A 13,187-nucleotide genomic window follows, 5' to 3' on the forward strand; every position below is an offset into this window, starting at 1 on the left:
TGTCGATGTCGGATCTCATCTAGCGTGATCTGACGTCTCATTTACGTGATCTCCTGTCTCATATGAGTGAGATGGGGGACATCTGAGAGTTTTCAAAACCCGGTTGAGCATAAAATAAAAAAGCAGCCGAATATGGCTGCTTTTTTGTCTCCATTCCATCAAATGGGCAATTTTGTTTGATGGCTCTTCTATGATTCAAGAAATCTCGTCATTTAGCATTTTGAGGGCATTTTGCTCTAGGTTCCACGCTTCATCGCGTAAGCGATTAGCATCAAGAACTAATGTTGCAATAGCTTTGCGCTCAGCATCAGGGAGGAGCGGGACCTTAATATCACCCACCATAAAACGGTCAATTTCGACAATGACAGATCCGTAGCTGTATCGTTTTATAAGTGTTTGTCCATAGTCGCTTGCAAGCCACGCGTAGATATATCCCGCCGTTTCAGCATCCACGGCAACTACTCGAATGGTGTGCTCGCTGTTTGCCCAACCATCCATGTATTTGGGTACAATCTGTACTCGGCCGATCGTGCCGGAACGAGTAATGGCAACCATGTTCTCAGCAAGACAAATTTCATCGAGATCATTCTCATGGGCACCGCGTGCCAACCGCTTGATTTCGATTGGATCAATCTGAAAAAGTTGCTTGCTAGAAAGAAGAGGTATACCTCCCTTTTTTACGTACACGCGTTTACGGAACTTGGTTACACCATTTACAGCGGTAGTTAATTTTCCATCAGCAAGTGTGAGTATGGGCATAGAGCTCGCTTGGAGCTGTTGCTCTACCCATCGTGCCAGTTGGTTATGGAATGAAGCATCTAACCTTCCGGCCCAGTCGGAGGACCGAATAGTACCAAACAACGGACCTTCGGTTGGGGTAGGTAGAGGAGGGAGTTTTAACGCTGCACGTATCTTTTCATTGGCGGCATCAAGTTTGTTATTAGCTTCATCTCGTTTCGAGGCTGCGTCGACAAAAGCACGGCCAATCGCGATACGGCGGATAGCTGGAAGCTCAGGAATTAACACTCTCTCAAGATGATGAGGTTCAATATGCTGAACGACAGAACCATATGTCATCCCAGTCAGTTGTGACCGCCCCCACTTAGAACGTAAAAAAGCGGCGACATAACCAGCAGTATCTCGATCAGGCGCAGTGATCCTAATGACGTGTTGCGAAACCGCCCACTCTGCCATGCGAGGAGAGGCTAGGCTTACGTTACCTATGGTGCCAGAACACGATACGAGCACCTCCCATGGTTGGATTTTTAGTGCATCTATTCGTGGGGTTTTCAAGCTGAGATGTTTTCCACGCTCAGGGCGGAGGCCAATAATGTCTGAGCTTGAAAGAAATGGGATTCCTTTATCTGGGGAAGCGTATATACGGGCGAACCGGAAGGCATTGCTTGCCTTTTGGCATATTCCTGACGCACCTAAGAGTGGCTGCAGTGAGTGAGAGCAGGTCTGCAGCTCTGCTATAGCTTGACGGGCCTGGAGAGCGAAAGCAGAAGCTTCTAATCGCATACCCGAATTCATTACTTCGGCTAAACGGACCCCAATGCTCCGGCTAGCGAGGTGTGTTTTGTTACTGGAGTGGGCACTTGCGCCTGCAACCTTTACCATCCCAGCACCGCCGACTGTTTCCACGCTAGAAATTCTTCTGCCACAACAGGGGTGTCGTCATCTACCTGTTTTGTTGGGCGAAGGAAGCGGCGCGATGTGTCACCTTTTGCTCCAACTTCATACAACTCGGTTTCTTCACCTTCAAGCGGCAAAAGAATTTCCTCGCCTTCATCATTACGCTTGTAAAGAATATTGCCGCGTTTGTCATGACCAATGGCGAGCGTTTGTGCCATGAAAATTTCATAATCGTCCAGTTGACCCTGTTTCTCTTCCTTGCGCAGCTCGTCGTCGGTTTTTTTCTGCAGCAGAAGCACCGAGGTTTGTGTGCCGTTGTTGGGTTGAAAGGTATCTGGGTGCAGATCGATACTAGCTACGATTCGGCAATGCGCCATAATCCAATAGCGGACGTACTCTAGGTCAGGGTTACCAAGGATTCCATCAGGTAAAACGATTGCCATACGACCACCTGGTTTAAGGAATTGCCAGCAACGCTCGATAAAAAGAATCTCTGGCGGACGAGAACTGTAGAAATCTTTGGTCATCTCCCAGTGGCCACTTTCAGTTTTTTTCCAGACACGGGCTAGATCAAACTGCTCTAAGGTTTCGCGGTCAGAGATCGGCAATTTACCGCCAAAGGGAGGGTTTGTAGCTATCACATCCATGTAACCTATGCTGTCTGGACTACGTAGCTCCGTAGCTTCAATATCAAGTGCTTTAGCAAGTTGGTTACGGAATTCAGGCTCCCACTGATGAGGGTGTGAAAGGCTGTCGTTTTGCAGGACGTTTCCAGCCCCGTCGTTGTTCATCACCATGTTCATCTTGGTGGCTTTAACCAATTCACGGTTGATGTCGAAGCCGAAGAAAGAGCTCTCGGCTGTTTCACGAATTTTCTCGTTAAGTACCTGACGGTAGGCGTCGCCAGTAGGTAATCCAACTAATGAGCCTTTTAGTCGGTCGATGACTTCATTCATGGCGATCACCAAAAAGCCTCCGGTTCCACAACTTGGGTCCAGAATGCGCTCGCCGGGCTTTACATCGAGCATTTGAATAGCCATACGTTGGACGTTTCGAGGAGTGAAAAACTCGCCTCGGTCACCACGTAAGTTGCTCCCAACAAGCTCCTCGTAGGCTTTGCCTTTGACATCGATATGAGTATCAAGGAAGCTGTAGCGCTGCAATTCACCAACAATATAGGCCAAAGAACGCGGTTTAAGCGTAATAATATCGTTCGCTTCAAAGATAGTAGGATAACGTTTTTTAACCTCGTTGAAGATCTTACCGATACGCTTTTGAACAGTCAGTCGACCGTCGTTACTCGCCTTTTCTTTCGTAGTCGCGTAAAACTCCAGAGGTTTGGGAATGTTGCGCTCGTCGTGAATCTTGCAAAATATGACCTTCAATAGTTCAAAGAATGCTTTATCTTTCGGTAAACCATCAGTGATGTAGATATGGTCATGGCAGGTCCGGAATGAAAATAAAAGGTTGTCATCGGTCGACCGCATTAACCGCTCGCGTGTCGGGCGATCAGTATCATCTATATTTCCGTCGTGCGCAGGTATATCGTTAGGCTCTTCCCATAGCACGCGGCCTTCGGCTTCAATGCGGCGGAATACTGACTTATGGCGACCGTTTGTCCACATTCCCCACTGTGCATTCGGGCAAGACGATAGGTACGACTTTAGTTGCTCCTCTCCGTTCTTCTTGTCGGAGGGCTTTGTCTTCTCATGTTTGCATTCAATGATTATGTCGATGTGCTCCTGTTTATGCGGAGCACCTTCAGGAAAAATCGCGATGTCAACTCGCTTCGTTGAGGAGCCTGTCTTGATTGGAAATTCAACAGCAATTCGTTCCGGCTTGTAACCGAGCTCTTTGACCAAGCGACGTTCGATGTTCTGTCGGACGTATTCCTCAGGTGTATCTTTGCGGATGGTTCCATCAATGAAGTCGCAGATCTTGCCGTCGGGCAAGGTCGTGATGATAGGAGTAGACGTCTTTTCGGCCATGTTTTTCATGCTAACGGAATCCTAAGAGCTAGCGAGTTGTACTACCAGCAAAATAGAACAATGCTACCTGATTGGGTTAAGGATGACACGGGGAAATCAACTAAACAGGATCGTATTTCACATACCGTATGATTCCTCGGTGTAGGCCTGTTCTTGTACAGGTTGTTTACTTGTTCATAACGCTCTAGGGAACATGCGAATAAGTCCCTCAGCATGAGACAATCACCGGCTTAACACCAACGGATTGGACAGGCCATGAACCATCAGCTCAGCTTCGCCGACAGCGAATACCAGAACAAACGACGCCAGACACGGAAAGAGAAGTTTCTGGGGCGGATGGAAATGCTAATGCCTTGGTCGCGCTTGGAAGCGTTGATTGAGCCGCATTACCCCAAAGCGGGTAACGGACGACGTCCCTATCCGTTGGCGACCATGCTGCGCATCCACTGTATGCAGCAATGGTACAACATGAGCGATCCTGCCATGTAGGATGCGTTGTACGAGATCACATCCATGCGCCTGTTCTCTGGCCTCTCACTGGAGGGACCGATCCCAGATCACACCACCATTATGAACTTCCGTCACCTCTTGGAACGACATGGTTTGGCACGTCAGATGCTTGAAGAGATCAATCAGTGGCTGGTTGATGCAGGTGTTTTACTCAAGGAAGGCACGCTGATTGATGCCACGCTTATCGAAGCGCCCAGTTCGACCAAGAACAAAGCGAACGCGCGTGATCCTGAGATGCACCATACCAAGAAAGGTAATCAATGGTATTTTGGCATGAAAGCCCATATCGGTGTGGATGCACGCACAGGTTTGACGCATAGCTTCACCACAACCGCTGCAAACGAACACGATCTAAACCAGGCGAAGCACGTGCTGCATGGCGATGAGACCTATGTATTTGCTGATTCGGGTTACCGAGGGGCGGAAAAGCGCGAAGAGCTGAAAGACTTCGCTGTCGACTGGTACATTGCGGAGCAACCCAGCAAGACGAAGGAGCTGAAAAAACACCCTCGCCTCAACAAAAAACCGATTCAACTCGAATATTTGAAGGCGAGTATTCGCGCCAAGGTGGAACATCCGTTTCGCATCATCAAGTGCCAGTTCGGCTTTACGAAGGCTCGCTATCGGGGGATGTTGAAGAACGATAATAAACTGGCGATGCTTTTTACATTGGCCAATGTCGTTCGGGTAGATCAAATGCTGAGGGCTTAGGATAAGTGCGTCTGCGGGCCGGAAAATAGGCCCGCAGACGCTGAAAAACGGATAAAAAACAGACAGCTAAGCCTCGATCTCGCGAAAAGCAGCTTGCTGGTTCGATAAAAGGAACTTATTCGCAGGTTCCCTAAGGGCTGCTTTTTTTGTGATGCAAAAAGGCGGGTTTAACCAGTCGACTCGGTGGTGTCCAAATTCAGGCATTGACTTTGAAATGTGTCTGCGGCCATCGGTCGTCCATACAGATAACCCTGACCGCAGTCACACCCTTCCTCGAGCAGGAACTGGTGTTGCGCTTCGGTTTCCACCCCTTCCGCGATTACATGCAGATTGAGCTTCCTGGAGATGGCGATGATGGTGCGGGCCAGCTCCCTGCTCTGTTTGTTCTCTGCCAGATCCGCGATAAAGCTGCGGTCTATCTTCAACGTATCAAACGGGTACTTCTGCAGATAGCTGAGGGAAGAGTAGCCGGTACCGAAGTCATCCAGAGAGAAACGAACCCCCTGCTTGCGCAAGGTCTCGAGGGTTTGTTCGGTCTGGTAGGACTCCTGTAGCAATACCCCTTCTGTAATTTCCAGCTCCAGTAATTCCGGTGCTAAACCGTATTGTTGCAGGTAGCTATTAATCTGCTCGGCCAGGTGTATGTCGCGGAACTGCACCGGTGACATGTTGATGGCGACCCGGATCGGTTCGTCCAGCATCCGGTTCCACTCAGCAGCTTGCTTGATAGCGCTGCGCATTACAAACGCCCCCAGCTCGTGAATGATACCGTTCTGCTCTGCCAGGTTGATAAAACGGTCGGGACGTACGTTACCCAGCACCGGGTTATTCCAGCGTACCAAGGCTTCGACACCCAGAAGCTTGTGCATTTTGGGGCACATGAGCGGCTGGTAGTGAACGCTGATCTCGTTGTTGGCCAGTGCGTCGATCAGGTGGGTTTCTAGAGCTGAGCGTTCGCTGATACTGGATTCGGTTTTGGGGTCAAAAAATGCGTATAAATTACCGGTTTCTTTGGCGGCACCCATCGCCGCCGACGCTTTCTGGATCAGCGACATCGCATCCTCGCCACCGGCTTGTGCGGTGGCGATACCCATGTTGAGCGCCAAGGTGATGGTGTATGGCGTTACGCTGAATGCTTCGCTGGTGGTTTGGGTAATGCGTGAAATGATCTCCACGGCGTCAGAGGCTTCGCTCCGGTGCCTGACCACCACAATAAACTCGTCACCGTTGCCCCGGGCAAGCAACACGTCGGGAGGAAGCAACCGGGTTAGGCGTTGGCTCAGCTCAACCAGCAACTGGTCTCCGACGTAATAGCTGTAGCTGTGGTTGATCGACTTGAAGTTCTTAAGGCCGAGGCTAACAACTGTAGTGTTGCTACCACCCTCTTCCTTAAGCAGGTTATCAAGCTGGCTGGCCAGGCTGTGTTGATTCGGTAATCCGGTCAGGGCGTCGTATTGGGTTACATATTCGAGGGTTCTGGTTACTGCGTCCTTGCGGACGATCTCTTTTCTGAGCTCCTCATTGAGTGCTTCGAGCTGCACGGTGCGTTCTTTGATCCGGGCTTCCAGTTGAGCGTTTGCCTGCTGCAGGCGGTGTTTCTGATAGATGATCTGGAGGTCACCTTCAATCGCCCGCTGAAAGCGACACACGAGCTCGCGGGATTGTTCGGTGTAGCTGTTCTCTTGCCGATCCAGCATGCAGATGGTGCCAAACGGAGAGCCATTGGGCCAACTGAGTGGCAAGCCAAAGTAGGAGATCATACCCAGTGGTAGATCGGGGTTGTGGTCCCACTGTGGGTCGTTAAGGGCGTTTGGCACCAGAAGGGGGGACTGGCTGTTGATCACTGTTTCGCAGTACAGGCCGGTACCCAGATTCGCCCGCTCCTGCGGATTGTATGGGTTGTCTTGATTACTGCTTCTGGCGAACACTTCGATCTGACATTCGTGCACACGCATGATCAGAGCGGCAGGTATATGGGCAAGCTCGGCGATCAGGTCTACGGTCCGTTGCCAGTTCTCGACGACTTCCTGAGGAACCACCAAATTTGAATAGTCCATGTTCCGTGAATTTCCCGTAGGCGTTGAAGTCTGCTCCGGTGTTGTGTCTCTGTGCCGGTGGGCAGATACGTTACTATCCTGCTAAATCCTTGATACAGCAGGCGCAGGCAGTCACCGATCTTAGCATGGGAAATAGCTACAGTTCTTTATAGTCGGACGAAAGGTTGGGGTATTAATCACAGGTTGTTGATCTGAGTGCTACGCGCTCTGCTGTTTGGGCACACGCCGATCAGTGCTACACAAGCCGTTGTAGCGCTGTAGATGTGACCAGTTTCTCCAGATCCTTCAAATCGCCCAGCTGGGTTCTCACCTGGGTAAGACGCTCCATGGAACGCGCCTCAACAAACAGCAGGACGTCGGTATTGCCACTCAGGGCATGCGCCTGCCGGATTTCCGGAATCTGCTGCAGGCTGGTTCTAACCCGTTCAACGTCGAATGGATGGAAGGTCAGCTCGAAGTACGCACACACCTTTTGCTCTGCCTGTGCATCGCCCAACTCGATCGTATAACGCTGAATGGTACCTTGCTCCTCCAACTTACGGATACGCTCGTTCACAGCGGTGCGTGATAGTCCAATCTCATCGCCGATGGCGGTAACCGAGGTACGTGCATTTTCACTCAGCAGATTGAGAATCTTTTGATCAAACTTGTCCATGGCGGATTGCTCTTCCGGTTATTCCTGCGAGTGGGTAAAACGTGCGTCACGGTGTCAGATCGACGGAAAAGGTGCCGGAATGACGGTCGTGTTTGGTGGTTCTGACAGCAGAACTAACGCGCTCCGGTCAGTAAGCTAATTCTCCAGATAAGCAACACACGCTGTCAATTGAATCGAGCAACAGGAGCACTGTGATGAATACCCCGCTGAATACCTATATTGCTTACCGAGATCAGCAGTTACATATCGAGTTGCTGTCTGTTCGGCAAATCGCCGAACAGATCGAAACGCCGTTTTATTGTTACTCCAAAGCGATGTTGCACGACAACATGCAGACCTGTCGTGATGCCTTTGGGCGTTACGGTATCGACGTCCATTATGCGGTGAAAGCCAACAGTAACCTCACCCTGCTCTCCCTGATTGCAGCTCAGGGCTTGGGTGTCGATCTGGTATCCGCCGGTGAGCTGAAGCGTGTCGTGCGTGCCGGTGTGCCAGGAGACAGAATGGTATTTTCCGGTGTAGGTAAAACACAAGCCGAGCTGCGGTATGCACTGCTGCAGGGGGTCGGACGGATCAATGTAGAGTCCGCTGAAGAGCTTGCGGCGCTCGCGGGTATTGCTGCTGAGATGCGTATCTGCGCTAAGGTAACTTTGCGAGTAAATCCAGATGTGGCAGCCAATACGCACGCCCATATCACCACCGGAACTAAAGGCAATAAATTTGGTATTGAATCTGATCATGCCGTCCAGTTAGTGGCCCAGTACGCTGAAGATCCATACCTCTCTATCGACGGGCTAGCGATGCACATTGGGTCGCAGATCTGTGAGATCGAACCCTATCGGTTGGCTGCTAGCCGTTTAGTGGGTCTGGCGCAGCAACTCGTTGGAGACGGGTATTCGATGAACCATCTCGACCTGGGCGGCGGCTTTGGTGTGGATTACGGCGACGGTCAGGCACTTGCACTGGATCATGTTGCGAAGACCATCGCTGAGGTCACGTCCTCTTTCAACGGTACAATAAGCGTTGAACCCGGGCGCTTTCTTGGCGCTAATATCGGTGTGTTGGTCAGTCGTATTGTGTATGTGAAGGAAGCAGATCCCCTGCCGTTCGTGATTTTGGATGCGGGTATGAACGACCTGATGCGCCCTGCTCTTTATCAGGCTCGGCATCAACTGGTGCCGGTGGAACAGAGAGCAGAGGCCTCTGGCGAGAGGTTATATGATGTGGTTGGACCGGTGTGTGAGAGTACCGATACCTTTTCTCGCGGAGAGCCGTTAACGACCTCTCTGGCACAGGGGGAGCTGGTGGCGTTTCTTAGTGCCGGTGCCTACTGTGCAGTGATGAGTAACAGTTACAACAGTCGAACCATCCCTGCCGAATTGCTGGTGGATGGTGATGAGGTGTCTGTCGTTCGCCGCGCGGTTACCCAAGATCTATTGCTTTATTTTGAGGAAAACATCTAGGTTGATGTGATCGGTTTTTATAGGTTTCTTCATCGGTTGAACGCAATGTTTCACGTGAAACCTTAACTGTGCTTGTGGTGATTTTGATCGCTATTTAGCGACGGGCTGCTGTGCGGCGTGTGGAATATTCATGTTCAGATTCTTTGGAGGGCGCGACCGGCAGGATGGTGTAAAGTAAATGCCTTTGGCATCTACGCGGATGTGATCGTTTATGCCACTTACATACATGTTGTTCCCTGAGAGCATCCGGTCCAGCTAAGGACCGTCTGATTGAGAAATAGATGAATACGGAAAAGAACGCTGTGCAGCGTCATTATGCTGTTTGCCCCCATGATTGCCCTTCCACCTGTGCCCTTGAGGTGGAAAAGAAGGATGAAAACACCATCGGACGGATTCATGGGAGTAAGCAAAACAGCTATACCGACGGTGTGATCTGCGCGAAGGTTGCGCGTTACGCCGAGCGTGTTCATAACCCGGATCGCCTGCGCACGCCGATGAAACGTGTGGGGGCCAAGGGAGTAGGCATCGACGCATTTGAGCCGATCAGTTGGGATGAAGCGCTGGATACGATAGCGCAACGGTTCCAGGTGATTGCTCAGGAGGACGGGCCGGAAGCGATCTGGCCCTATTTCTACGCCGGTACCATGGGGTGGTGTCAGCAATATGCGGCACACCGCTTACGCTATGCGATGGGATACTCGCGTCAGAAAGAGACGATCTGTGTTGGCATTTCGAATGCGGGCTGGCAGGCAGGTATCGGCAGCAAAAAAGGCGTGGATACCCAGGAGGTTGCCGAGAGCGATCTGGTTGTGATCTGGGGCGGTAACCCGGTACACACTCAGATCAATGTGATGACCCATGTTGCCAAAGCGACGCGGAATGGTGCCAAACTGGTGGTGGTTGATCCCTACCGTACGCCAACGGCAGCGAAAGCCGATCTTCATCTGAAGTTGCGTCCCGGCACGGACGGAGCACTCGCGTGTGCGGTGATGCATCAGCTACTCGAGGATGGCAATGTCGATCTGCCCTATCTGGAAAAATACACCGACTTTGACGACGGTGTGCGCACGCATCTGAAATCGAAGACGCCGGAATGGGCAGCAGCGATCACTGGAGTTGAGGCTGAAGAGATCGTCGAATTTGCACGCTTGTATGGCGCCAGTGCCAAGAGCTTTATCCGTGTCGGCTACGGCATGAGTCGTTCGCGCAATGGCGCTTCCAACATGCATGCGGTGACCTGCCTGCCAGCGATGACCGGCGCGTGGCAGCATCTTGGTGGTGGCGCGTTGTATGGCCACGGCGATATCTATAAACGTGTGGATCGCAAGTTCTTCCATGGCACCGCGATGGCAGATTCGGTTGCACGTGAACTGGATATGTCCCGTATCGGTCCGGTGCTGACCGGCGATCCAAAAGACCTGGGCGACGGTCCTCAGGTCAAAGCCTTATTTATCCAGAGCACCAACCCGATGGTGGTTGCACCTGACCTGAATAAAGTGCACCGGGGCTTCGCGCGGGAGGATCTCTTTATCGTGGTCCATGAGCAGATCATGACTGAGACCGCGGCAATGGCGGATATCCTTTTGCCCGCGACGACCTTTCTCGAACATGACGACCTTTACAGCGCCAGTGGGCATACGTCCCTGCAGGTGAGTAAACGGATTATCAATCCGCATGCCGAGTGCCGTAGCAATCATGAAGTCGTGCAGGGATTGGTACAACGCCTGGGCATTGACGATGAGTTGTTCGAGATGGATGCGTTGCAGATGGTGGATCACGCACTGGCTCAGGGTGACCTGCCGAGTGCGGATGAAGTGCATGCCGCTCAAGGTGTCGATCTGGCAGAAAGCTTCGAGGACGCTCACTTCCTGAATGGCTTCGGGCATGCCGATGGTCGTTTCCATTTCTATGCTGACTGGAAGGCGTTGGGGGATCGTAAAGGTCGCCTACCGGTGCTGCCCGACCATGCGGAGCTGATCGATCAGGTTGATGCAGACCACCCCTTCCGGTTGGTAACTGCACCCGCTCGTACCTTCCTCAACAGCAGCTTCACCGAAACCGCTAGCTCGTTGAAGAAGGAGCAGCGTCCTACCCTGTTTATCCATCCGGAGGATTGTTCAGAGTACAGCATAGCCGAAGGTGATCTGGTTACGCTGGGTAACTCATTGGGTCAGGTACGGGTCTGGGCAAAGCCGTTTGAAGGTGTCAGTCGCGGCGTGCTGATTGTTGAAGGGATCTGGCCAAATGCGGCCTTCCTGGACGGTGTCGGGATCAACGCGCTGATCAGTGCGGAACCGGCGTTGCCAAACGGTGGTGCGGTTTTCCACGACACCAAGGTGTGGATCAAGAAGGAAGAAAAGTAGGACCGAAGGAAAACGCACTGTGCTGGCCACAGTGCGTTTTTGTCGTTACAGCACTTTCGACAGAAACTGAACCAGACGTGGATGGGTCGGATTGTCGAAGAAGTTTTCCGGCGTATCTTCAACCAACAACGCACCCTCTTCCATAAACAGCACCCGGTCTGCGACCTCGCGTGCGAAGCCCATCTCGTGGGTTACGACAACCATCGTCATCCCTTCCGCTGCCAGCTCTTTCATTACGTCCAACACTTCACCCACCATTTCAGGGTCCAGTGCTGAGGTTGGCTCATCAAACAGCATGATGCTGGGTTTCATTGCCAACGCACGTGCAATCGCCACACGCTGCTGCTGGCCGCCAGAAAGCTGTGAAGGAAAGTTCTGCATGCGGTCAGCCAAACCTACTTTATAGAGCAGCTCCTTGGCGCTCTCATGCACCTCTTTTTCAGGACGCTTGGATACTTTCAGCGGCGCCAGCTTAACGTTTTCCAACGCGGTTTTGTGGGGGAACAGGTTAAAGCTCTGGAATACCATACCCACGTCTTCACGCAGGTGATTGATATTGGTCGAGCGTGCATACATGTCCACCCCATCGATAATCAACGAGCCACTGTCGACCTCTTCAAGCTGATTCAGTGTGCGCAGGAACGTGGATTTACCCGAGCCGGACGGCCCGATAATAACCACCACTTCACCCCGCTTAACGGTTGTCGAGACGTTCTTGAGTGCATGCACCTTGCCAAAATGCTTATCGACCTTGGACGCGATAATGATGTCATCAGTATGTTTAGTCACTGGCGGATAACCTCTTTTCCAAACGCTGGATAGCCAAGGACAATGCTCCGGTAAGAGCCAGATAGAGAAGTGCTACGGTAAACCACACCTCAAACGGTGCGAAGCTGCCGCTGACAACCTCGCGTCCCGCTTTCGTCAGGTCGGTGATCGAGATGACCGAGACTAGGGAGGAGTCCTTAATCAGGTTGATAAACTGCCCTGCCAACGGCGGCAATGTACGTTTGAATGCCTGCGGCAGGATGACGTAGATCATCGCTTTCGGGTAACTCATACCCAAAGAGCGTGCTGCTTCCATCTGCCCCGGTGGAATAGACTGAATGCCCGAGCGGATAATCTCGGCCACGTAGGCCGCGGTAAACACGGACAGCGCCACCACGCCCGAGGTAAAGCGATCCAGTCCCAATACCGTGCCAATGAAGAAGTACATGATAAAGATCTGTACCAACAACGGCGTACCGCGGATGACCTCGATGTAAACGATCGCCAGTTTGCGTGCAGCCGGATTATCGCTGATTCGCATCAGGCCGATCACCAGGCCCAGCACCAGCGCTATCACCAGTGAGTAAAACGAGATCTCAATGGTGACGATCAGGCCCTCTAAGATTGGACCGATTCGCCAGCCGTGCTGTTCAGCGAGGGTATCCCCTTCAAATACCAGGTCGCCATCACTCACAGAGAGTACATTAAAGTCGGTAATGACGATCGGATCTTGACCGCTGTCCGGTGTCAGAATGAGCTGTGTTTCATCAGAAGAAATTTCGACGCTACCGGTGTATTCGGCATTAATGCTGACCGGGGCCGTGTTGATGATATACGGCGTCACGCGATCCCAGCGCCATGTGTAGTCGATGCGCTTGCCCGATGAATACACAGCGAAGCAAAGGCCGATCAGGACAGCAACGAAAACGGTATTCCAGAGCCACGCTCTTTGTTTTGCATGCATGTAGGGTTGACCCAGATTGAGGTTTTTTAAGTACAGCTATTGAGCTAAAGCTAAAACAAAAAATGCCAGAAAT

Annotated in this window: 8 protein-coding genes and 1 pseudogene; 3 read left to right on the top strand and 6 right to left on the bottom strand. The window is 51.8% G+C overall.

Annotation, left to right across the window (positions count from 1 at the left end; all coding sequences use genetic code 11):
* Nucleotides 1-195: 195 nt before the first annotated feature.
* Together QKW35_RS07325 and QKW35_RS07330 are read right to left on the bottom strand one after the other, a co-directional pair.
* Complete coding sequence (locus tag QKW35_RS07325; RefSeq protein WP_282351916.1) at nucleotides 196-1,194, bottom strand: restriction endonuclease subunit S domain-containing protein; 999 nt, start codon at nucleotides 1,192-1,194, stop codon at nucleotides 196-198.
* Between the two features lie 419 nt (nucleotides 1,195-1,613).
* Entirely contained in the window at nucleotides 1,614-3,632 is a 2,019-nt protein-coding gene (locus QKW35_RS07330) for a type I restriction-modification system subunit M (protein WP_282351919.1), read from the bottom strand.
* Between the two features lie 246 nt (nucleotides 3,633-3,878).
* Here QKW35_RS07330 and QKW35_RS07335 point away from each other — a divergent pair.
* Nucleotides 3,879-4,844 (top strand): annotated as a pseudogene (locus tag QKW35_RS07335) (IS5 family transposase).
* 167 nt (nucleotides 4,845-5,011) lie between these two features.
* Here the strand turns inward: QKW35_RS07335 and QKW35_RS07340 are convergent.
* A complete protein-coding gene (locus QKW35_RS07340; protein WP_282351920.1) occupies nucleotides 5,012-6,901 on the bottom strand; it encodes a bifunctional diguanylate cyclase/phosphodiesterase in 1,890 nt (629 codons plus the stop codon).
* A gap of 235 nt (nucleotides 6,902-7,136) precedes the next feature.
* Nucleotides 7,137-7,556, bottom strand: a complete 420-nt coding sequence (locus QKW35_RS07345; RefSeq protein WP_282351922.1) for an Lrp/AsnC family transcriptional regulator — start codon at nucleotides 7,554-7,556, stop codon at nucleotides 7,137-7,139.
* A gap of 194 nt (nucleotides 7,557-7,750) precedes the next feature.
* Here QKW35_RS07345 and lysA point away from each other — a divergent pair, with 194 nt between their 5' ends.
* Together lysA and QKW35_RS07355 are read left to right on the top strand one after the other, a co-directional pair.
* A complete protein-coding gene (gene lysA, locus QKW35_RS07350) occupies nucleotides 7,751-9,019 on the top strand; it encodes a diaminopimelate decarboxylase (RefSeq protein WP_282351924.1) in 1,269 nt (422 codons plus the stop codon).
* Nucleotides 9,020-9,300: 281 nt separating this feature from the next.
* Nucleotides 9,301-11,382 (top strand): molybdopterin oxidoreductase family protein, encoded by a 2,082-nt coding sequence (locus tag QKW35_RS07355; RefSeq protein WP_282351926.1) that lies wholly within the window; start codon nucleotides 9,301-9,303, stop codon nucleotides 11,380-11,382.
* A 45-nt stretch (nucleotides 11,383-11,427) separates the two neighbouring features.
* Here the strand turns inward: QKW35_RS07355 and QKW35_RS07360 are convergent, their stop codons facing one another.
* Both QKW35_RS07360 and QKW35_RS07365 read right to left on the bottom strand, forming a co-directional pair.
* The gene (locus QKW35_RS07360; protein WP_282351928.1) at nucleotides 11,428-12,171 is read right to left on the bottom strand and encodes an amino acid ABC transporter ATP-binding protein; all 744 of its coding nucleotides are present in this window, start codon (nucleotides 12,169-12,171) and stop codon (nucleotides 11,428-11,430) included.
* Complete coding sequence (locus QKW35_RS07365; protein WP_282351931.1) at nucleotides 12,164-13,114, bottom strand: amino acid ABC transporter permease; 951 nt, start codon at nucleotides 13,112-13,114, stop codon at nucleotides 12,164-12,166. Before QKW35_RS07365 ends, QKW35_RS07360 begins: the two co-directional genes overlap by 8 nt.
* Between the last annotated feature and the right edge of the window lie 73 nt (nucleotides 13,115-13,187).

It is taken from the genome of Pontibacterium granulatum, from assembly GCF_029961155.1.
GTDB lineage: Bacteria > Pseudomonadota > Gammaproteobacteria > Pseudomonadales > Balneatricaceae > Pontibacterium > Pontibacterium granulatum.

Coding starts and splice junctions, on each gene's coding strand:
- QKW35_RS07325 (WP_282351916.1), bottom strand. CDS start 1,194: ATGGCAGAGTGGGCGGTTTCGCAACACGTCATTAGGATCACTGCGCCT.
- QKW35_RS07330 (WP_282351919.1), bottom strand. CDS start 3,632: ATGAAAAACATGGCCGAAAAGACGTCTACTCCTATCATCACGACCTTG.
- QKW35_RS07340 (WP_282351920.1), bottom strand. CDS start 6,901: ATGGACTATTCAAATTTGGTGGTTCCTCAGGAAGTCGTCGAGAACTGG.
- QKW35_RS07345 (WP_282351922.1), bottom strand. CDS start 7,556: ATGGACAAGTTTGATCAAAAGATTCTCAATCTGCTGAGTGAAAATGCA.
- lysA (WP_282351924.1), top strand. CDS start 7,751: ATGAATACCCCGCTGAATACCTATATTGCTTACCGAGATCAGCAGTTA.
- QKW35_RS07355 (WP_282351926.1), top strand. CDS start 9,301: ATGAATACGGAAAAGAACGCTGTGCAGCGTCATTATGCTGTTTGCCCC.
- QKW35_RS07365 (WP_282351931.1), bottom strand. CDS start 13,114: ATGCATGCAAAACAAAGAGCGTGGCTCTGGAATACCGTTTTCGTTGCT.